Source organism: Thalassolituus oleivorans MIL-1 (assembly GCF_000355675.1).
GTDB lineage: Bacteria > Pseudomonadota > Gammaproteobacteria > Pseudomonadales > Oceanobacteraceae > Thalassolituus > Thalassolituus oleivorans.
Genome location: NC_020888.1, coordinates 3,255,184 through 3,275,518 on the forward strand (window position 1 = coordinate 3,255,184; position 20,335 = coordinate 3,275,518).

The 20,335-nt window shown below is 48.0% G+C and carries 19 protein-coding genes; 12 read left to right on the forward strand and 7 right to left on the reverse strand.

All coding sequences use genetic code 11. The annotated features are described in order from the left end of the window. Positions 1-16 precede the first annotated feature (16 nt). The 7 genes from TOL_RS14955 (at position 17) to yjgA (ending at position 5,491) form a co-directional block, all read left to right on the forward strand. On the forward strand, positions 17-1,522 hold the full coding sequence (locus tag TOL_RS14955) for an RNA polymerase factor sigma-54 (protein ID WP_015488206.1): 1,506 nt from the start codon (positions 17-19) through the stop codon (positions 1,520-1,522). A gap of 39 nt (positions 1,523-1,561) precedes the next feature. Then, a complete protein-coding gene (gene hpf, locus TOL_RS14960) occupies positions 1,562-1,864 on the forward strand; it encodes a ribosome hibernation-promoting factor, HPF/YfiA family (RefSeq protein WP_015488207.1) in 303 nt (100 codons plus the stop codon). Between the two features lie 4 nt (positions 1,865-1,868). Next, positions 1,869-2,327 carry a PTS IIA-like nitrogen regulatory protein PtsN gene (gene ptsN, locus TOL_RS14965; protein ID WP_015488208.1) on the forward strand — a complete coding sequence of 153 codons (459 nt, stop codon included), beginning with the start codon at positions 1,869-1,871 and terminating at the stop codon, positions 2,325-2,327. Between the two features lie 21 nt (positions 2,328-2,348). Then, positions 2,349-3,224 (forward strand): RNase adapter RapZ, encoded by an 876-nt coding sequence (gene rapZ, locus TOL_RS14970; RefSeq protein WP_015488209.1) that lies wholly within the window; start codon positions 2,349-2,351, stop codon positions 3,222-3,224. A 3-nt stretch (positions 3,225-3,227) separates the two neighbouring features. Next, a complete protein-coding gene (locus TOL_RS14975; RefSeq protein ID WP_015488210.1) occupies positions 3,228-3,497 on the forward strand; it encodes an HPr family phosphocarrier protein in 270 nt (89 codons plus the stop codon). 108 nt (positions 3,498-3,605) lie between these two features. Next, complete coding sequence (gene mgtE, locus TOL_RS14980) at positions 3,606-4,961, forward strand: magnesium transporter (protein ID WP_015488211.1); 1,356 nt, start codon at positions 3,606-3,608, stop codon at positions 4,959-4,961. A 17-nt stretch (positions 4,962-4,978) separates the two neighbouring features. After that, a complete protein-coding gene (gene yjgA / locus TOL_RS14985) occupies positions 4,979-5,491 on the forward strand; it encodes a ribosome biogenesis factor YjgA (protein WP_015488212.1) in 513 nt (170 codons plus the stop codon). A 170-nt stretch (positions 5,492-5,661) separates the two neighbouring features. Here yjgA and TOL_RS14990 read toward each other — a convergent pair whose 3' ends face one another. The 7 genes from TOL_RS14990 to TOL_RS15020 form a co-directional block, all read right to left on the reverse strand. After that, positions 5,662-6,450, reverse strand: coding sequence for a carbon-nitrogen hydrolase family protein (locus tag TOL_RS14990; RefSeq protein ID WP_015488213.1), 789 nt, complete (start codon positions 6,448-6,450; stop codon positions 5,662-5,664). Between the two features lie 2 nt (positions 6,451-6,452). Further along, positions 6,453-10,433 carry a YhdP family protein gene (locus TOL_RS14995; protein WP_015488214.1) on the reverse strand — a complete coding sequence of 1,327 codons (3,981 nt, stop codon included), beginning with the start codon at positions 10,431-10,433 and terminating at the stop codon, positions 6,453-6,455. An 8-nt stretch (positions 10,434-10,441) separates the two neighbouring features. Continuing rightward, positions 10,442-11,893, reverse strand: coding sequence for a ribonuclease G (gene rng / locus TOL_RS15000; RefSeq protein WP_025264653.1), 1,452 nt, complete (start codon positions 11,891-11,893; stop codon positions 10,442-10,444). 5 nt (positions 11,894-11,898) lie between these two features. Further along, positions 11,899-12,471 carry a Maf family protein gene (locus TOL_RS15005; protein WP_015488216.1) on the reverse strand — a complete coding sequence of 191 codons (573 nt, stop codon included), beginning with the start codon at positions 12,469-12,471 and terminating at the stop codon, positions 11,899-11,901. Beyond that, a complete protein-coding gene (gene mreD / locus TOL_RS15010) occupies positions 12,471-12,947 on the reverse strand; it encodes a rod shape-determining protein MreD (RefSeq protein WP_015488217.1) in 477 nt (158 codons plus the stop codon). The genes TOL_RS15005 and mreD overlap by 1 nt, the downstream gene beginning before the upstream one ends. Then, positions 12,944-13,807: a rod shape-determining protein MreC gene (gene mreC / locus TOL_RS15015; protein WP_144055384.1), complete on the reverse strand. Its 864-nt coding sequence runs from the start codon at positions 13,805-13,807 to the stop codon at positions 12,944-12,946. The genes mreD and mreC overlap by 4 nt, the downstream gene beginning before the upstream one ends. A gap of 186 nt (positions 13,808-13,993) precedes the next feature. Further along, entirely contained in the window at positions 13,994-15,031 is a 1,038-nt protein-coding gene (locus TOL_RS15020; protein WP_015488219.1) for a rod shape-determining protein, read from the reverse strand. Positions 15,032-15,158: 127 nt separating this feature from the next. Here TOL_RS15020 and gatC point away from each other — a divergent pair, with 127 nt between their 5' ends. The 5 genes from gatC to tnpB all read left to right on the forward strand — a co-directional run bounded on the left by gatC (position 15,159) and on the right by tnpB (position 20,328). Beyond that, positions 15,159-15,446 (forward strand): Asp-tRNA(Asn)/Glu-tRNA(Gln) amidotransferase subunit GatC, encoded by a 288-nt coding sequence (gene gatC / locus TOL_RS15025; protein WP_015488220.1) that lies wholly within the window; start codon positions 15,159-15,161, stop codon positions 15,444-15,446. A 24-nt stretch (positions 15,447-15,470) separates the two neighbouring features. Next, the gene (gene gatA / locus TOL_RS15030) at positions 15,471-16,925 is read left to right on the forward strand and encodes an Asp-tRNA(Asn)/Glu-tRNA(Gln) amidotransferase subunit GatA (protein ID WP_015488221.1); all 1,455 of its coding nucleotides are present in this window, start codon (positions 15,471-15,473) and stop codon (positions 16,923-16,925) included. Between the two features lie 12 nt (positions 16,926-16,937). Further along, positions 16,938-18,389, forward strand: coding sequence for an Asp-tRNA(Asn)/Glu-tRNA(Gln) amidotransferase subunit GatB (gene gatB / locus TOL_RS15035; protein WP_015488222.1), 1,452 nt, complete (start codon positions 16,938-16,940; stop codon positions 18,387-18,389). A 1,296-nt stretch (positions 18,390-19,685) separates the two neighbouring features. Next, positions 19,686-19,985, forward strand: coding sequence for an IS66 family insertion sequence element accessory protein TnpA (gene tnpA, locus TOL_RS18520; RefSeq protein ID WP_015485608.1), 300 nt, complete (start codon positions 19,686-19,688; stop codon positions 19,983-19,985). Beyond that, positions 19,972-20,328 carry an IS66 family insertion sequence element accessory protein TnpB gene (gene tnpB, locus TOL_RS15050; protein WP_015485607.1) on the forward strand — a complete coding sequence of 119 codons (357 nt, stop codon included), beginning with the start codon at positions 19,972-19,974 and terminating at the stop codon, positions 20,326-20,328. Before tnpA ends, tnpB begins: the two co-directional genes overlap by 14 nt. Positions 20,329-20,335 lie beyond the last annotated feature (7 nt).

Below are 20,335 nucleotides of genomic sequence, written 5' to 3' on the forward strand. Positions count from 1 at the left end.
TAATCGTTAAGTTTCCATGAAAGCGTCTCTCCAGTTAAAGATGGGTCAGCAACTGACCATGACCCCTCAGTTGCAACAAGCCATCCGCCTACTCCAGCTGTCCACCTTGGACTTACAGCAGGAGATTCAGGAGGCGCTCGACTCCAATCCGATGTTAGAAACGGATGAGTACGACGATCCGAATCCTGAGGTAGAAGCACACCGTGGTGAAAAAACTGAACAAGAACAAAACGAAATAGATCACGAAGCCCGAGAGCGTTCTGAAGACAATCACACGCTCGATGAACAATGGTCTGACGATAAAATTCCAGAAGATCTACCCAACGACAGCGAATGGGAAGATACCTACCAAACCACTGCCAGCGTTTCCTCCAGCAGTGGTAGTAGTGGCGCAATAAACGACGATTTCGATTACGACTCTCGTCATGCCACCACCGATAGCCTACAAGACCATCTTTTGTGGCAGCTTAATCTCACTCCGATGAGTGATACCGATCGCGAAATCGCCTTAATGCTGATTGATGGCACCGACGACGATGGCTACTTACACACCACTGTCGACGATATTCTCACCAGCCTTGATCCAGCATTAGAAGTTGAAGAAGACGAAATCATGGCAGTGCTGCATCGTCTGCAGCAATTTGATCCTGCCGGTGTGTTCTGTGTCGACTTGCGTGAATGCCTGTTACTACAATTGCAGCAGCTACCAGAAGCAACGCCTTGGTTAGCAGAAGCCAAACTCGTGATTCGTGAACACATCGAGTTACTCGGCAGTCGTGATTATCCAACGCTGATGCGTAAAGCAAAATTAAAAGAAGAAGCGCTCAAAGATGTGCTGCGCTTAATTAAAGAACTCAATCCAAAACCGGGCTCAGGCATCTCTCCTGATCAATCTGAATATGTCATTCCCGATGTTTTAGTGCGTAATATTCGTGACGAATGGCGAGTCGAACTCAACCCCGAAATCGCACCGCGTCTGCGCGTCAATGCCGATTATGCGTCCTTAGTTCGCCGTTCCGATAACAGCACCGACAACGCTTTCCTCAAAGACCACCTGCAAGAAGCTCGCTGGTTCATTAAAAGCTTACAAAGCCGCAATGAAACCCTACTCAAGGTGGCAACTAAGATCGTCGAATATCAGATCGAGTTCTTCGAAGAAGGCGAAGAAAAAATGAAACCACTGGTTCTGCACGACATTGCCGAAGCCGTGGGCATGCATGAATCGACAATTTCTCGTGTTACCACGCAGAAATTTATGCACACCCCTCGTGGTATTTTTGAGCTGAAATATTTCTTCTCAAGCCACGTCAGTACCGATAGCGGTGGTGAATGTTCATCTACCGCAATTCGTGCCATGATCAAAAAACTAATTTCTGAAGAAAATGCCCGTAAGCCATTAAGCGACAATAAAATCGCGGCATTACTAGGCGACAAAGGCATCCAGGTCGCGCGCCGTACCGTTGCTAAGTACCGCGAGGCCATGATGATTCCGCCCTCTAACGAGCGCAAACAGCTTATCTGACGATCAACAACGAGCCAGTAGACAAAAAGGAGACTGGGCATGCAAATCAATATCAGTGGTCACCACGTAGATGTAACCGAAGCAATGCAGGGATACGTTGAGGAAAAGATGTCAAAGCTGACACGTCACTTTGACAACATCACTACCGGACAGGTTACTCTGACCGTTGAAAAGGGCCGCCAAGTAGCGGAAGCAACCATTCACGTTACAGGTACAGATATCCATGCCAAGTCAGAGCATGATGATATGTATGCTGCCATTGACTTAATGACTGACAAGCTCGATCGACAAGTGTTAAAACACAAAGAAAAAACAGTCGCGCGGCTACACGGACAAGGCTAACTCCATGACACTTCGCATTGACGATATCCTCTCACCAACACACACCTTGGTGGACGCAGAGGTATCCAGCAAAAAAAAGTTGCTGGAATTCCTAGCAGGATTGGTCGCTGAATCCATCAGCGATAGCTCAGCGGATGAAATCTATGAGCGACTACTCGGACGCGAACGTCTGGGTAGTACCGGCATAGGGGAAGGCATTGCCATTCCCCATTGTCGGTTGCCTCAGTGTGAACAGGCCTTTGGCGTGCTATTACGCCTTGCCGAGCCAATCGACTTCGACGCCATTGACGGCAAACCAGTAGATTTGGTGTTCGCACTCTTAGTACCAGAAGAAGCAACGGAAGAACATTTGCAGGTATTGGCAATGTTGGCCCGTAATTTCAATGAAGAGTCGTATCGCAGTGCATTACGTTGCGCTCCGGACAATCGTCAACTATTCCAGCGCGCAGCCGCCGGAACTTAATACCACAAGGAATGTAGGCCCATGCGTTTGGTAGTGATTAGCGGCCGATCCGGCTCAGGTAAGTCCAGTGCACTGCATGTACTGGAAGATCTCGGATTTTATTGCATCGACAACCTACCCATTGGTCTACTTCCCGCCCTTGCCGAACAAGCCAACGGCAATGAAAAGCTCACCCAAATTGCCGTAAGCGTTGATGCTCGCAATCTTGCTCATGCGGTTGACCGCATCGAATTAGTGTTACGCGACCTCCCGCACGACCATTACAAGCTCGATGTGGTTTATCTCGATGCCAGTGAAAAAGTCTTATTGCAACGATTTAGCGCCACGCGCCGAAAACACCCTCTTACCAGTAAGAAGATCTCACTAGCAGAAGCCATTGAGCAAGAAAAAGAACTGCTCGATCCGCTGGCTAACATGGCCGATTTAACGCTCGATACCACGCATATGTCGGTACATGAGCTGCGCAGCTTAATTCGATTACGTGTAGCCGATAAACGCGACGGCGATATGTCGATCCTGTTTGAATCCTTTGGCTTTAAGCACGGTATTCCCATCGATGCCGACTATGTATTCGATGTCCGCCATCTACCTAACCCCTACTGGGATGAAAGTTTGCGGCACCACACGGGGTTAGAGCAGCCGGTACAAGCGTTTTTGAGTCAGTACGATGACGTCAAAGATATGCAACAAAGTATTAGTGAATTTATGCAACGCTGGATGCCGCGTTTTGTTGATGCCAACCGCAGCTACATGACCATCGCCATTGGCTGCACAGGTGGTCAACATAGATCTGTGTATATGGCAGAGCAACTGACAGCAGAATTCCAGCAATATTATCCCAACGTGCAAGTTCGTCACCGTGAACTCGCGCGGCTTTCCGAATCGACAGGCCATTAATTCATGATCAGTACCCAAATAACAATTATCAATAAACTGGGTCTACATGCCCGTGCAGCGGCCAAATTAGTCTCTACAGCGTCTGCTTTTTCTAGCCAAGTAAAAGTCGGTTATCCCGGCCGGTTGGTTGATGGCAAAAGCATTATGGCCGTCATGATGTTGGCCGCGAGCAAAGGTACCGAGATCCAACTTCAAGCCGAAGGTAGTGACGAAGCAGAAGCCATTACCGCGCTCCAAGACCTTATCAATCGTTTCTTCGACGAAGGTGAATAATCCGCTATAAAACAGCAAATTAGCGCTAATACTGCGAGTACTTTCATGGTATATAGGCGCTATTCAGGCTAGAATTCTGGTCAACTCCTGCGCAACCAGAGCCATCCCATGGGACAACATACGGAAAAGGCAAAAGCCAAACTGCATAGCCTTAACGCCGCCCTAGAGAGTGGTGCTTTGGCCAAGGTTCAGCGCATCCTAAATTCGGGTTTAGCACCCGTAGACGTCGCCCATTTAATCGAATCCTCTCCGCCTAAGGCCCGTAAAATTTTATGGGAGTTAGTTGATAAAGAGCTCGAGGGTGAAGTTCTTCAATACCTCAGCGAAGAACTACAAAGCCATTTCTTATCGGATATGAGCGCGGCTGAAGTTGTCGACATGACCGCCGACCTCGACACCGATGACGTGGCCGACATGTTGCAACAACTTCCTGAGCGTGTGACTCAAGAAGTTCTAGATTCGATGGACCAAGTCGATCGAGCGCGAGTGGAGGCCATCTTAGGCTATCCAGAAGACAGCGCCGGTGGCTTGATGAACACGGATACCGTGACGATTCGCCCAGAGATTACTTTGGACGTTGTGTTGCGCTATTTACGTCGGCATAAATCATTGCCGGCCATGACCGATAATCTTTTGGTGGTAAACCGACAAAACGAATTCATCGGTTTGTTACCCGTCAGTAAACTACTGGTCAGTGACCCACAACAAACTGTGCGTGAAGTCATGACCACGGACGCTAAAATCATTCCGGCGACCATGCACGACACTGACGTGGCCAAGCTGTTCGAACGTCACGACTTAGTTTCTGCACCGGTTGTAGACGCCGCAGGCGTGCTCATCGGTCGAATCACCATCGATGACGTGGTTGACGTTATCCGCGAAACCGCCGACCACTCGTTGATGAGTATGGCTGGTTTGGATGAAGACGAAGATACTTTCGCACCGGCACTAAAAACCAGTCGCCGACGCGCGGTGTGGCTAGGGATCAACTTAATCACCGCCCTAGCCGCCTCGGCCGTGATTGGATTATTCGATAAAACCATCGAGCAGGTCGTTGCCTTAGCCGTGCTAATGCCGATTGTCGCCAGCATGGGCGGTATTGCAGGCAGCCAAGTACTGACACTGGTTATTCGCGGCCAAGCACTAGGGCACCTCAGCGGCGCCAACTTCCGCTGGCTCTTCAATCGTGAACTCATTGTCGCTGGAATCAACGGGATATTATGGGCTGTCGTAATTGCCATTGTGACATTTGCATGGTTTCACGACATAAAAATTGCCCTGATTATCGGCAGTTCGATTATCATTAACCTGTTAGTCGCCGCCATCACTGGCGCCGCATTGCCGTTAATATTAAAAGCACGAGGAATCGACCCAGCACTAGCGGGCGGCGTTATCCTCACAACCGTCACCGACGTTGTTGGCTTTATGACATTCTTAGGGCTGGCAACCCTGTTCTACCTGTAACCCGGTATCCCGATTTTATGAGCAAGTATTACGACGACGATGATTTTGACGATGGCGAAATCAGCAAATCACAATTAAAGCGCGACATGCACCGTTTCCAAGCTTTAGGCGAAACCCTAAGCAACTTGGCGCCTGCAAAATGGGATACCCTCCCAATTAGCGAAACGCTGAAAAATGCCTTAGTAGAAAGTCGACGCATCACTAAACATGAAGCCCGTCGTCGTCATTTTCAATACATCGGTAAAATCATGCGCGACGAAGACCTCGACGCCATTCAAACCGCGGTAGACAAACTCGACCCGTCGAGCGAACTGCACGGTCGTTTGATCAAACAGCAAGAACAATGGCGTTCACGCTTACTCGATGACGCCAATGGCTTGAATGATTTTATCGAAGAATATCCGGATGTTGATCGTCAGCAACTGCGAAACTTAGTGCGTAATGCACAAAAAGAAATGAGCAGCGAACCGCCAAAGCCAGGGACAAATTTTAAGAAGTTGTTTCAGTTTATTCGCACCCAGATGGGGTAAAGACCTTTCGCGGATAAGCGGATCGCCGCCCGGATCGCTCTTACAATCGATGCTTATTCTGTACCGTAGGAGCGAAACTTTTTCGCGAAGGTGGTGCAAATTGAAACATTACCTAAGCGGTATGGGCTTTCGCGGATAAGATCCGCTCCTACAATCACAAAAACGAAAAATCACCCGCGCAATAACGGCATTTTCTCACGTACATCCTGCACTCTTTGCAAATCAATCTCGGCACTTGTAACGCCCATATCATGGTCAAGCTCGGTCATAACCTTGCCCCAAGGATCAATGATCTGCGAATGCCCCCATGTTTGCCGTTTAGTATCGTGCCAGCCACATTGGTTAGCGGCAACGACGTAGCATTGCTGTTCTATCGCGCGAGCGCGCAATAAGGTTTGCCAATGTACTTCGCCGGTGGTGTAGGTGAATGCTGCAGGCACGACGAAAATTTCAGCACCTAAATCTCGTAACGCTTGAAAATGTTCAGGGAAACGTAGGTCAAAACAAATCGCTAAACCTATTTTCCCCGCAGGGCTATCAACCACCAGTAATTCACTGCCGGGGGCGAAGCGTTCTGACTCTGCGTAACGCCCTTGGCTATCGCCAACGTTAACGTCGAATAAATGAATTTTATCGTAGCGACTAACCTGCTCACCCTGCTCATTCAATACCAATAACGCAGAACGCACGCGTGGATCACCGTCTGGACATAGTTGAGGAATTGCCCCTACCAATAACCAAACACCGTAATGCTGCGCTTGGTGCGCAAACCAAGCGGTATATTCGGTATTTTCAGCGATGTGATGATATTGACTGCCATCCATGCATAAACACATTTCCGGTAACAAAATAACTTTAGCGCCAGTGCTTGCCGCATCGGCTATTAAAATCGCCAGTTGTGCTTTATTCGCTTCAATATCGCTACCGGCATTATTCTGCACTACGGCTATCTGATTCATAATTATTCGTCATCCGAACCAAAGATATTAAAGATATTAAACACGCTGAAAATACGACTTTTAATTCCGCGTTTCTTCTTACCATCGACTTGGTTGTCGAAAGCTTGATTAATTTCCATGGTTGGCTGCTGCCAAGTGCCTTTAATGTCGTAACTGGCACTGGTAAAGCGTTCTAATTCGTCACCAATTAATTTTTCAGTAACATAAACCGATGCAGCAATCGGTGGCGCGAAACCCGCTAATACAGCAACTAAAGGGAGCGTACTCGTAACTGGGAATGTGACCGCCAACTTCATATCCAATTCGCCAGTATTCAGATTGGTCGCTCCTGAGGTCAGGAACTTCCCGCCGGGGCCTTCAACACTTAGCGGTTCTGATAAAGTCAGTAAACCAGCCTCTATTTTTGCTTTACCCTTTAACGTATCGAATGCCAAACCTGATTGATAAATATCAGAAAAATCGAGGCGCAAACGCCGCGCTATCGAATTAAAATTCAGCGCTCCAAACGCACGTAAAGCGCCGGTGCCTTCCGCTTGCAACGATCCATCTTTGATTCGCACACTAACATCTCCCTGCAAGGTCTCGGTATCGAAACCCAGCGGCGACCCCTGCCAATTAAGCGCCAGCGTTGATTGTAGATCTTTGCCTTCGATCGCTGCCGACTGACGGAATGCACGTTGCACTTTGCCGATGTCAGAGCCTTTAATCGTCATATCATAGAGGCGAGTATCATGAATACCGTCGGTATAATTCCAATCCATCTTTCCGCTAACGTTTAATCCCTTCATGTCGCTATCAAGAATATTAACCGTTAATCCTTGCTTGCTCGGGCGACTGGTAATTTGCCAGCGACCATAGTTGCGAGTACCGACATACAATTCCTGCAAGGTCATATCCAAGGCAGGTAACACCGCGGGATCGAGATCTTGTAGTGGATCAACAGTCTCAGGAATATCATCACCCTCGGCAACAACAACCGCTTCTTCTTCAGGCATGTGGATATAGTCGAGCAACATCACTATAGGCGCATCACCAGGATGAATAACGACGGTACCACGCGTTACGTCGCTATCAACTTGCAGCGTCCAGTCGTTAGCATCTTGGCGTCCGGCAATACGAGTAATGCCCATGGGAATATCCCAAGCATTCAAGCCTGACAAAGTAATGTCGATGCTTTCGACCGGGTTAGGTGCAGCCTCAACGGTACGTCCATTCGGTCCTTTCTTTGGTGCTGGCTCGGCATCCAGCAACGCCATCATATGATTCCAAACATCAAACCAAGGTTCAGCATCTAAGGTTTCATCAATGGTGCCACTGATAATAATGCCCGAATTATCCGGCATGACAGGCTCGGTGCCATCCAATGTCACATGACCACGATCGACACCATCCTTGCCAAGCCCTAACTCTGCTCGTAAAAAATCATCGTAATTCAACGTAATGCTGGTGATATCGCTAGGTTTAATCTGAGCAATAAGTGAACGAGGGGTGTCCGTTAACTTACCTGCAGGAAATGGTAGATCAACCAAGGTTCCAACGAGATCCGACTCGACGTCCAGTTGCACACCACCGCGACTCGCAGGACGAACATCTAAACTGGCCTGATAATTTAGTTCGCCGCTAATAGGATCAAGCATAAATACGGGCATCCACTGTTTAAAATCCTGCCACGTGGCTTTGCCAGAACCATCAAGGTGAATATCAAAACCGCCATCCACCACAGTCGATTTCATAGTGGCTGCGAACGAGCCACCGAGTAAACCGGCCGTTAGGCCTTTCGAGCTCAAGCCTTCTTCTGTGCTGAAATGAATGGTTCCGTTTACGGGTGCTAACTCTAAGTCCAGCTCACCTAAGCGCAAACGCGCATTGGTTAATTGGCTGTCTAATTGCACACTAGGGCTACTATCCGGCTTACCCAATAGCATCTGTAAACGTAAGCTACTCTCGATTTGGCCGTTGGCTTGCCACTGATCAAATGCATGATCAACCAGTGTTTGAATGGGTGTCTCGGTAAAATAGCGCATGCCCTCACCCGCATCCCCCGCTATTTGGCCAACGACATTTAACTGCGTGCCTTCTTTAGTGTCGCGAATTCGTACACGACTGCTATTCGCTAATAAATCCCCACCAAGGGTTTGACCTTGATCAATCCAAATATCAACGTTTGGGGCATCTAATAAGACTCGACCACTCACGTGTTCTATTGCTGGCCACTCGTCTAAATAGGTTACTTTGACGTCATCGGCTGCGAGATAAAGCTGGGTTGTTAAACTGTTGTGCGGAACATCACTGCCCACATGGCCATTTAATACAAAGCCAACATCTTGCAATGTGCCCCCATCAAGACCGTTATCCAAAAACTCATTAATGGCAGGATCAAGAATATCCGGCACTAGTGCCGTTTGCAGTTCTTGCGGTGCTTTAGCAACTCCCAACATAAGCGCAATATTGTACTCAACATCGGTATCTCGACGTGGTATACGCATGGCTAAGTCACCGTGCACGGGTGTTCCTTCAAGATTTGCGCGTAACTTATCCAGCTTTAAACGGAAAAACTCAGGCTCAATTTTCCAATAAAAATTAGCCGATACGTCCGTTAAATCCCACGGCGATTGATAAATATCCGGCAGATGCATAGTTAACGTCGGATCGCTAATCGCCACTACACCCGCGTTGGGTTGCAGATGTAATTTACCTTCTGCGTTATCAAACGAAGGAATGCCATGAAATGGCTGCGTGCTTAAACCTGCAAGGTTGGCGCGAATATCAACCTTCCACGGTTCTCCTCCGACTAAGCTTGGTAAAACAGCCACACGCACATCACTGGCCTTACCTTCTGGTGCAATGTTGTCGACATATTGGCTAAAGCGTTCCGGCAATAAATCATGGCGTAAAATAAAGTCGCCGGTTTTACGAATATCGATATCGGGGATGGCAATCTGAAACCCTTTTTGCTGAGCCAAGGACACCGAACTAACACGTAATTGCGAGAACGGCAGCGGTTCATCGAATTCAGGTAAAACACGTACATGCCAATCGCTACCAGTACGGATACCACTGGCGAGCACTGAGCCGTTGTTCAAATTCAGGGGTTTTGCACCGGTTTCAACGTGCAATGCAGGAATTTTTGCAGCGACATATATGGCATTTAAATCGCCATCACGAATGCTGAGCCAACCCTCGGCACCGCCCTCAAAACGCGAAACATGGAGATTTTGCGGCAACTCATTCGGAATCCAACGTGTCCATTCTTGGTTATCAACACGTAAATATACTTCACCGTGCTGCTCACCCCATGGCCATAGCGGCCCTTCTAGAGCCGCACTAACAAAGATATCGGCAAGCTGCTCGCGCCCCCAAGCAATCGTTCCTTCTAATGCATGATCTTGGCCTTGGTTACGCCAAACGAGCTGTTTAATCTCTAATTGCTCGTCATGTTCAAGGCTATGACTTTGCAGCGACCAGTTGGATAAAATTACCGACTGTTGCAACTCTAACCAATCCACTAGCTTACTGACTGAGTTATTCTTTTTGGATTCTTCATCCGGAGTCGCCTGTTCATCCGTAGCTGCAGATACGATCTGCCAGCGCTCTCCTATAAACCAAGCGCCATCGTCAGTTTGACGAATGGCCGCACTCGCACCGTCGATATTAATGCGCTTAAACACAGGTAAACGATAAAAAGCCGTGGCACTTAAATCGAGTTCAGCTTCAATGCTCGTCACCACCAAACCATCGTTCTCATCGCCAATGCTGAGATCATCGACATGCACGACCGGCGACAATAAATTCCAATCGCCGCGCAATTGTCGAATGGTTACTGGTTGCTTTAATTGCTCGCTGAGTACTCGTTCGAGGTCCGGCTTGAAGGTTTCTATCAGAGGGATTAGTTGACGACCAAGACTGGTATATAAGGCAAGCGCCACCATTGCCACAACGATGGTGATCCAGATTTGGGTCCAAATAGAGCGAAAACGATTCATGTTTCGCCCTATTGCAGGATGATGTCGTATTGATCTTGAGTGTATTGGCTCTCAACCTGCAATTTAATGGCCTTGCCAATAAATGCTTCAAGGTCAGCCAATCCGTGGCTATCTTCATCTAACAGGCGGTCGACAACTTGCTGACTGGCGAGCACAGAATACGTACCCGCTTCGTAAGCTCGTTCCTCCCGCAGAATTTCACGGAATATTTCGTAGCAAATGGTTTCGGCGGTTTTTACCGAACCGCGTCCATCACACGCCTTACAAGGCTCCATCAACATATGTTCAAGGCTTTCACGGGTACGCTTGCGCGTCATTTCCACTAAACCTAATTCTGACACGCCGCTAATTTTGCTCTTGGTATGATCTTTCTCGAGCATTTTCTCTAACATGCGCAACACCTGACGCTGATGCTCAGGCTCGGTCATATCAATAAAATCGAGAATGATAATGCCACCTAGATTACGCAAACGGACTTGGCGACCAATCGCAGTTGCTGCTTCCAGATTGGTTTTATAGATGGTTTCTTCTAAATTGCGACGGCCAACAAAACCACCGGTGTTCACATCAATGGTGGTCATAGCTTCGGTTTGATCCACCACCAGATAACCGCCAGACTTGAGCGGAACTTTGCGCTCTAACGCTCGTTGTATTTCATCTTCGACACTATACAACTCAAAAATAGGACGCGGACCAGGATAGTATTCAACACGCTCGCTAACTTCAGGAACGTACTGCTGCGTAAAGTGCTCTATTTTTTGGAAGGTTTCGCGCGAGTCGATCAGAATCTTGCTGACCTCTGGGCGTGATAGATCACGAATAGTACGTAAGGATAGCGGCAGCTCATCATAGACTAAACTTGGCGCTTTATTATCTTTGATACGTTCTTCCAACTTGCGCCATAAGCGACGTAGATAGCGAGTATCGGCAAGGATTTCATCTTCGCCAACGCCTTCCGCAGCGGTGCGCAGAATAAAACCTGCTTCGCCGGTTAGGCCTTCGGCTTCCATACAGTTATTAACTAATTCTTTCAGGCGGTCGCGTTCACCTTCTTCTTCAATACGCTGTGACACACCAACGTGGTCAACTCCCGGCATGTACACCAAGTAGCGCGAAGGAATCGCGAGCTGAGTGGTTAGGCGCGCACCTTTAGTACTGATCGGATCTTTAGTGACTTGCACCACCAGCGACTGCCCTTCGTGCAGCAACTGGTTAATTGGCGCATTAGCATCGCCTTTACCGACTTCAGCGGCATGAATAAACGCTGCACGCTCTAAGCCGATATCCACAAACGCGGCCTGCATACCCGGCAAAACCCGAACAACCTTACCTTTGTAGATATTGCCGACTAAACCACGATGGTTCGTCCGCTCTATATAGATTTCCTGCAGTACGCCATTTTCAACCACCGCCACACGCGTTTCCGTGGGGGTGACGTTCATTAAAATTTCTGCGTTCACGAAACTCACCCGACCTGCCACACAGGTACGTTAAATTCTTTAAGCATGGCGGCTGTCTCTGTTAATGGCAGCCCGACCACATTGCTATAACTTCCTTCGATGGCATCTACGAGAATGGCTCCAAAGCCCTGAATTCCGTAGCTACCCGCTTTATCGCTGGGTTCACCCGTAGCGACATAGCATTGAATTTCTTCTTCGCTCAGGCTGCGGAAATGCACCTGAGTAATTATGCTGCGCACCAACGCACGTTCGCCATTAACTAAGGCCACCGCCGTAAGCACTTGATGCTTTCGACCCGCTAAGCGTGCCAACATCGTTGCCGCATCGGCTTCGTCTAATGGTTTTCCTAAAATTTCGCCATCAATGATGACCGAAGTATCGGCCCCCAAAACCACTGCATCTGAGTGTCGTGCAGCAACGACGCGCGCTTTCTCTAACGCTAAACGCTCAACGTAAGCCTGAGCAACTTCGCTGGCTTCGGGCGTTTCATCAATATCCGCGACATCTACTTCAAATCGGACACCGATTTGCGCCAACAATTCACGACGACGTGGAGAGCCCGAAGCTAAAATCAACATCAGTGCTGCATCCGACGCAAGCTTTTGTAGCCTACGGTATAAACCCAAGGCCACAGAATTGCTGACATAAACGCAGGCATCCACAAGAGTACTGGGCGGCTATCGCCATTAATCATCAGCAAGCCCCAGTAATGAATCAGCTGCTGCATCGCAATTAGCAACATAATGACAATGGCTTGCTGCAGCACGTTAAATAGAAACATGCGGCGATACAAAATTTGCAGCATCAAAATATGTACTGTCACCATCACCACATGCAACCCCAATAATGTCCCTTGCTCGACATCCATCATCAGCCCTAGCGGTATGGCTAACCATAAACCAAAAACATTGGGGGCAAATAAAACCAAGGCTGTAATACACAACATTACCCATGCCGGTTGAAACCAATCCACCACCACAGGTAGTGGCAAATGTTCCAGTACGAAGGCAATAAAAATCATAAAAAACGAGAAGAAAATCGCGCGGGCGCTCATGGGTTCTCCTGCCACAATGCTGCGGGCGGTACGCGACCAGCCTCATTGGAAAATACCAATAAAAAGTGACGGCTACGATCCAGTTGCGCAGTAGGCGTCGCTGTCACGCTGGCAAAAGGTTTACCCGGAATATTCTCGACCTTGTTCACCGTAGCAACCGGATAGCCACGCGGGTAACGCCCACCTAAACCAGAGCTCACCAGCATATCGCCAACTTTAATGTCGGCGGTGTTTGGCACGTAGATCAATTCAAGTTCACTTAACGAACCCGTTCCCGTTGCGATTGCCCTCACGCCATTGCGATTCACCTGAACCGGAATCGCATGGTTTGAATCCGCAATCATCAACACACGACTGGTGAGTGGCAGGACATCAATCACTTGCCCCAATAAACCATAAGCATCCAGTACTGGCTGACCAATAAAGACGCCGTCTTCACCGCCCTTATTAATAATAATTTGCTGGGTAAACGGATCTGGATCTACAGATGTGATCGACGCAACAAGAACACGGTCATCAACCTGCTCTGACGCACTGAGTAATTCACGCAGCTCAATATTTTCGGCTTCAAGATACGCCATGCGCTGAGCACGGCGCTCAAGGATAAAATTGCGAGCGGATAGTTGTTTGTTCTCGCTCAGCAATTCACGACGCAAGGTCGCCGAATCGCCAAACCATTCTGCCATAGCCAAAGGCACGGTCGCCGCCTGCTGTGCAGGAGCAACAATAAAACCAACGCCATAACGTACCGGTTGTAACCACTGAAAATGACTATCAACCCACATTAAGGCCATCGACAACACGACGATCAACAAGACCCGCTGCCCTTGATAAGGCGGAATCTGAAATTGCGATTTAATGGCGCTCTACCCTGAGTAAACTCTAAAAGGATCAACTATACCGTTTGCGCCGCCGAGGAACCAGCACGTAAGCCTACTGGCATAAGCTTTGGGGGGAAATCTTCAGCACAGAAATGATTCGGCCCCGATAAATATCGAGGCCGAATCAAAATACAAATACGCTTTGTAGAAAATGGTAACGAAGGGTCAATCCAGCGCTAACATTTCCAATTGCTGTTCTGTTGCTGTTTCTAAGAACTTACCGCCGCCGCGAGCAACACACGTTAATGGATCGTCGGCAACGATTACTGGCAAGCCAGTTTCTTCGCTCAGCAACTTATCTAAGTCACGCAACAAAGCACCGCCACCGGTGAGTACCATACCGCGCTCAGCCACATCAGAAGCCAATTCTGGTGGCGCTTGTTCTAGCGCACCCTTCACCGCTTGTACGATTGCGGCTAAAGATTCTTGTAGAGCTTCTAGAATTTCGTTCGAGTTCAACGTAAAGCTACGTGGAATACCTTCGGCGAGGTTACGTCCGCGCACATCAATCTCGCGCACTTCGCCACCTGGGTAAGCCGTGCCAATTTCTTGTTTGATACGCTCAGCCGTTGCTTCACCAATAAGGCTGCCGTAGTGACGACGCACATACGCCACAATCGCTTCGTCGAAACGGTCGCCGCCGATTTTTACCGACTCAGCGTAAACTACGCCACTCAAAGAGATAATGGCGATTTCAGTAGTGCCACCACCGATATCCACCACCATAGAGCCGCGTGCTTCATCAACCGGCAAGCCAGCACCAATAGCCGCTGCCATCGGCTCATAAATCAAATACGCACGACTAGCGCCGGCATTCATCACCGAATCGCGAATCGCTTTACGCTCAACTTTAGTTGCTTGGAACGGCACACACACCACAACACGAGGGCTTGGTGGTAAAAAACTGCTCTCGTGTACTTGTTTGATAAAGTACTGCAACATTTTTTCCGTCACTTCGAAGTCAGCGATAACGCCATCTTTTAGCGGACGAATTGCCTGAATATTGCCTGGAGTACGGCCCAACATACGCTTCGCTTCAGCGCCAACCGCCTGTACGGTTTTGCCGTTTTGTTGGATCCGGATGGCCACGACAGAAGGCTCATTTAATACGATACCTTTATCACGCATATAGATAAGCGTGTTCGCTGTACCCAAGTCGATCGACAGATCGCTGGAAAACAAACCTCGTAGCTTCTTAAACATCCAATTATGTTCCTGTAAACGGGTGGCAAAAAATTGCTGTAACTCTAGCAACGGCAGGGATTTAGGGCAAGGCGCATTTGTGCTACGCTCGCAGCTTCTTCACAGTCATCATCACTGGAGTATGCACATGGCTCTGGACCAAGATCAGGTTCGTGACATTGCCGACTTATCTCGTTTACAACTCGACGAGACACAAATCGCGGAATATCAGACAAATCTCAGCAACATTTTACATCTAGTGGATCAACTATCTGCCGTTGATACCGCGGACGTAGAACCGATGGCACACCCGCTAGACGCTGTTCAACGTCTGCGTGCTGACGTGGTAACCGAAACCAATCAGCGCGAACACTTTCAAAAAATCGCACCAGCCGTTGAAAACGGCCACTACCTCGTACCTCGCGTAGTTGAGTGATGGGCGCCAAGGACTGAAATGACTATGCATAACAAAACCATTGCCGAGATCTCTCGCGATTTAACGGCAGGCGAATACTCCAGCGCCGAAATCACTCAAGAATTACTCGCTCGCATCAAAGCACAAGATAGCACGTATAACAGTTTTATTACTGTGTCTGATGAGCAAGCAATTGCACAAGCAAACGCCGCAGATGCCTGCAGAGCCGCTGGCAATGCCAGCCCTTGGACAGGCGTGCCGATGGCACACAAAGATATTTTTTGCACAAACGGCGTTTTAACCACTTGTGGCTCAAAAATGTTGAGCAATTTCATTGCGCCTTACGACGCCACCATCGTTGATAACTTCAACCAAGCCGGTGCTGTGTCGTTGGGCAAATTAAACATGGACGAATTTGCTATGGGCTCGTCAAACGAAAGTTCGTTTTACGGCCCAGTAAAAAATCCATGGGATACCGAGCGTGTCCCTGGTGGTTCGTCCGGTGGTTCTGCCGCTGCGGTTGCCGCTCGTTTAGTTCCAGGTGCGACCGCATCGGATACCGGCGGTTCTATTCGCCAGCCTGCTGCTTTCTGCGGATTGACCGGACTAAAACCAACCTATGGGCGCGTCTCGCGTTACGGCATGATCGCTTACGCCTCCAGCTTGGATCAGGCCGGTACAATTACTCGTAACGCCGAAGATTCCGCCATGATGCTCAACGTCATGGCCGGTTTTGATGCCAAAGACTCAACCTCTGTGCAACGCGACGTGCCGGATTACACCGCCTCGTTAAACGACAGCATCGAAGGCATGACCATCGGCCTGCCGAAAGAATATTTCAGCGACGCATTAAGCGCCGACATGCAACAGCAAGTGCGTAATGCCATTGCCGAATACGAAAAAATGGGCGCCAAAGTAAAAGAAATTTCTTTGCCAAATACCCATTTAGCGATTCCCGCATATTACGTGATTGCACCATCAGAATGCTCCGCCAACCTGTCGCGTATGGACGGCGTACGTTTTGGCTATCGTTGCGAAGATCCAAAAGACATTGAAGACCTCTACAAGCGTTCACGCGGTGAAGGTTTTGGTAACGAAGTAAAACGCCGCATCATGATTGGTGCTTACGCACTGTCGGCTGGTTTTTACGATGCCTACTACAAAAAAGCACAACAAGTACGTCGTTTAATTAAAAACGACTTTGTTAGCGCCTTTAATGATGTCGACATCATCATGAGCCCAGTAACACCGACACCGGCATTTAAATTCGGTGAAAATGCGAACGACCCTGTCGCCATGTATTTAGAAGATATTTTTACCATCGCACTTAACCTTGCAGGCCTACCGGGTATGTCGGTTCCGTGCGGGCAAGTAAACGGCCTTCCGGTCGGCTTACAATTAATTGGTAATTACTTTGATGAAGCGCGTTTGCTGAATGCCGGACACCAGTTCCAGCAAGTGACCGACTGGCATTTAAAAGCACCTAACGGCATCGCGTAAGAGGATTCGAACATGGAATGGGAAGTTGTTATTGGCCTTGAGATTCACGCTCAGTTGGCCACTAAATCTAAAATATTTTCAGGCTCGTCGACCGCCTACGGTGCCGAAGCCAACACCCAAGCAAACGCCGTTGATTTAGGCTTGCCGGGCGTATTACCTGTATTTAACGAAGAAGCCCTGCGCATGGCGGTAAAATTCGGCCTCGCTATTGATGCTGAAATTGGCTTGAAATCGATTTTTGACCGTAAAAACTATTTCTACCCAGACTCGCCGAAAGGCTACCAGACCACCCAGCTGCATCACCCTATTGTGGGCATGGGTCATATCGACATCGAACTTGAAGGCGGCGTCAGCAAACGCATTAACGTTACCCGTGCGCACCTTGAAGAAGATGCCGGTAAATCAGTGCACGAAGGGTTTGCAGGTATGTCTGGCATCGACCTTAACCGTGCCGGCACACCGCTAATAGAAATCGTCTCTGAGCCAGAAATGCGCACCGCCAAAGAAGCCGCCGCGTATTTCAAAAAAATGCACAGCATTGTTACCTATTTAGGTATTTGTGACGGTGATTTATCTCAAGGCTCTATGCGCTGCGACTGCAACGTATCGTTGCGCCCGAAAGGCCAAGAAGAATTTGGTACGCGCACCGAAATTAAAAACGTTAACTCTTTCCGTAACGTTGAGCGCGCGATTAATACCGAAATTCAACGCCAAATGGACGTACTTGAAGATGGCGGCGTTATTCGCCAAGAAACTCGCCTGTACGATGCCGATAAAGACGAAACCCGCGCTATGCGCTCGAAAGAAGTAGAAAACGATTATCGCTACTTCCCATGCCCAGATTTATTACCTGTGATTATTGATCAGGAATACGTCGAAGCCGTACGCGCCACCTTGCCAGAATTACCCGACGCGAAAAAAGCCCGCTTCCAAAGCGAACACGGCTTATCGTTAATGGACGCCGCCGTACTGTCTTCCGACCGTATCATGGCCGACTATTTTGAAGCCGCCGCAAAAATCTCCGGCGATTACAAAATTGCGGCTAACTGGGTCATGGGCGATGTATCAGCGGCACTGAACAAAAACGAAATCGCCATCAGCGATATTCCAGTCAGCGCAGAACAGCTTGGCGCCCTACTCAGCCGCATAAAAGACAACACTCTTTCTAACGGTGGAGCGAAAGAAGTATTCAATGCACTTTGGGAAGGCAAAGGCACCGACGTCGATGCTCTTATCGACAGCCTAGGCCTGAAGCAAGTATCCGATACCGGCGCGATTGAAGAAATTGTGGCCCAAGTATTAGCCGACAATCCAAAGCTGGTCGAAGGCTATTTAAATACGCCAGAAGATAAGCGCGCCAAAGCCGTTGGCCCATTTATTGGACTGGTGCGCAAAGCCGCGAAAGGGGTCAACCCGCAAGTGGTGATGGATGTGTTGCAGAAGAAGTTAAGTGAGTTAGGTTAACTTCTTTTTAAATGCGCTCTTACGCAATGTTGGAGCGCATTTTGTGCGCAATGTAAGTTGTGAGCTGTTCTTTTATAAACTCGGATTGATACCATACTTAAGGAATGAGGACTTATTCTGAATAAAATAGCTTTGTCGATACTGACCGTTTTAGTTTTATTTCTAATGCTCTGGCAGTCAAAGGCCTACTTGTATCAGGTTGACTATATTTATGTCACAGAGTACGGAGTGCTATATCAAAAACTAACAGAGGATGGCGTTATAACCGAGCTAGAGGACCGGCAACTCCAAGCCGAAAGAAATAAAGGATATACGGGTGTTCCTCAGGAGTATTTAAACAAAAAATTCTTAGAAAAGAACATTTCTTGGCTGCTATTGACCTCAGTTCTACTTTTTTTATGTTACTTCATTCCAAAAGTTTTTTTATATTTCTTAGAATATATAGTTGTATTTGAAGCTTTGATCTCTTTCTTCATACTGGAAAGTTTCCACGCGTCTTATTTGCTAATTATCTCGTTATTGTTTTTCTTTCAGTATCGTAAGCGATGGAAGGGTTCAAGCGAGTAGAGCTATTTAGAGATTCAACAAGGATTCAAAGGATTCAAGGGGTCAGAGTCGAATGCCACTAAGCTAAGGCCGTTTCCCATATAATTTCAATGGTAAAATGGCACCAAAATTTAAACGTGTAAAGCTGTAAAATGACTCTTATGTTTCCACGTAGCGCTTATCAACATTACGCAGAAACCCAAAGGCAAAGTTCGAGAGCTTATCAGTCTTCACCAATGACTAAAACGGTTTTACCAAGCAGAACCTAGAGTTCAGAAAAGACGGCCTAAGCCATTTAAATTACTAACCCGATCACGAGGGGAACTAAGAGCTGAATTAATGGGCTTAGGAGAATGGAAAACGGCCTTAACTTAGTGGCATTAGACTCTGACCCCTTGAATTTCTAACAAAACACATCGAAAACAATCGGAGATACAACAATAAAACTTATAGTTGTTACGAGCATAAGCAACCACATAAAAAGTATAGTCAATATATTCGACCCTCTAATTCTACTAAAATTTGGATCAAGTTTTGCAACTAACCTCGTAAATAATAGCAAGTGTAATGATACAACCACACCATTAAGAGGCACCTCAATTTCACTTTTAGCTATACAAAGGCTACCTGTCGAGTTCGCCACGACGATACAACCTATAGACATTGCAATGTAAGCGCTCAAACAACCCCATCTAAAACCCACGCCGAAATCCCTCTAAACTGTCTTCAAATTATTTAACGAGACAGCTCATGACCAAATCGGAACAATGGCAACAACACCTTAATCTCTGGCACGAGAGTGGTCTATCCCAAGTCGCCTTTTGTCAGCAGCACAACATAGCCGTTCATAATTTTCAGTATTGGCGTAAACGTTTGTCGCCCAAGACAGAGTCGACGAAAACCAAGGCTCTGATCCCTATCACGCTGACGTCTTCGGCTCCGGCACGACTACGATTGGGCTCGCAGGTGTTGATTGAACTGTCAGTCGAGGCCTTACCCGATCTATTGGTGGCTCTCAATGATCGAGGGCTTTTGTATGCTTCGGCCTAGCGCATCGGTTCAGGTGTATTTATACGCAGGCGCGGTGGATATGCGCAAGTCTATTAATGGCTTGTCCGCTCTGATTGAGCAGGAGTTAGAACTCAACCCCATGATCAATGCGCTGTTCGTCTTTTGTAATCGTAACCGCGATAAAGTTAAGCTACTGTACTGGGAGCGCAATGGCTTTGTGCTGTGGTATAAGCGGTTGGAAAAGCAACGTTTTAAATGGCTAAAGCCGACCGACACTGCATCCCTTTGCATCGACGGTTATCAACTGAATTTATTATTGGATGGACTGGATATTTTTAATAATAAACCGCATGAAACGCTATTTTACTCTGCTATAAATTAACGGGTTT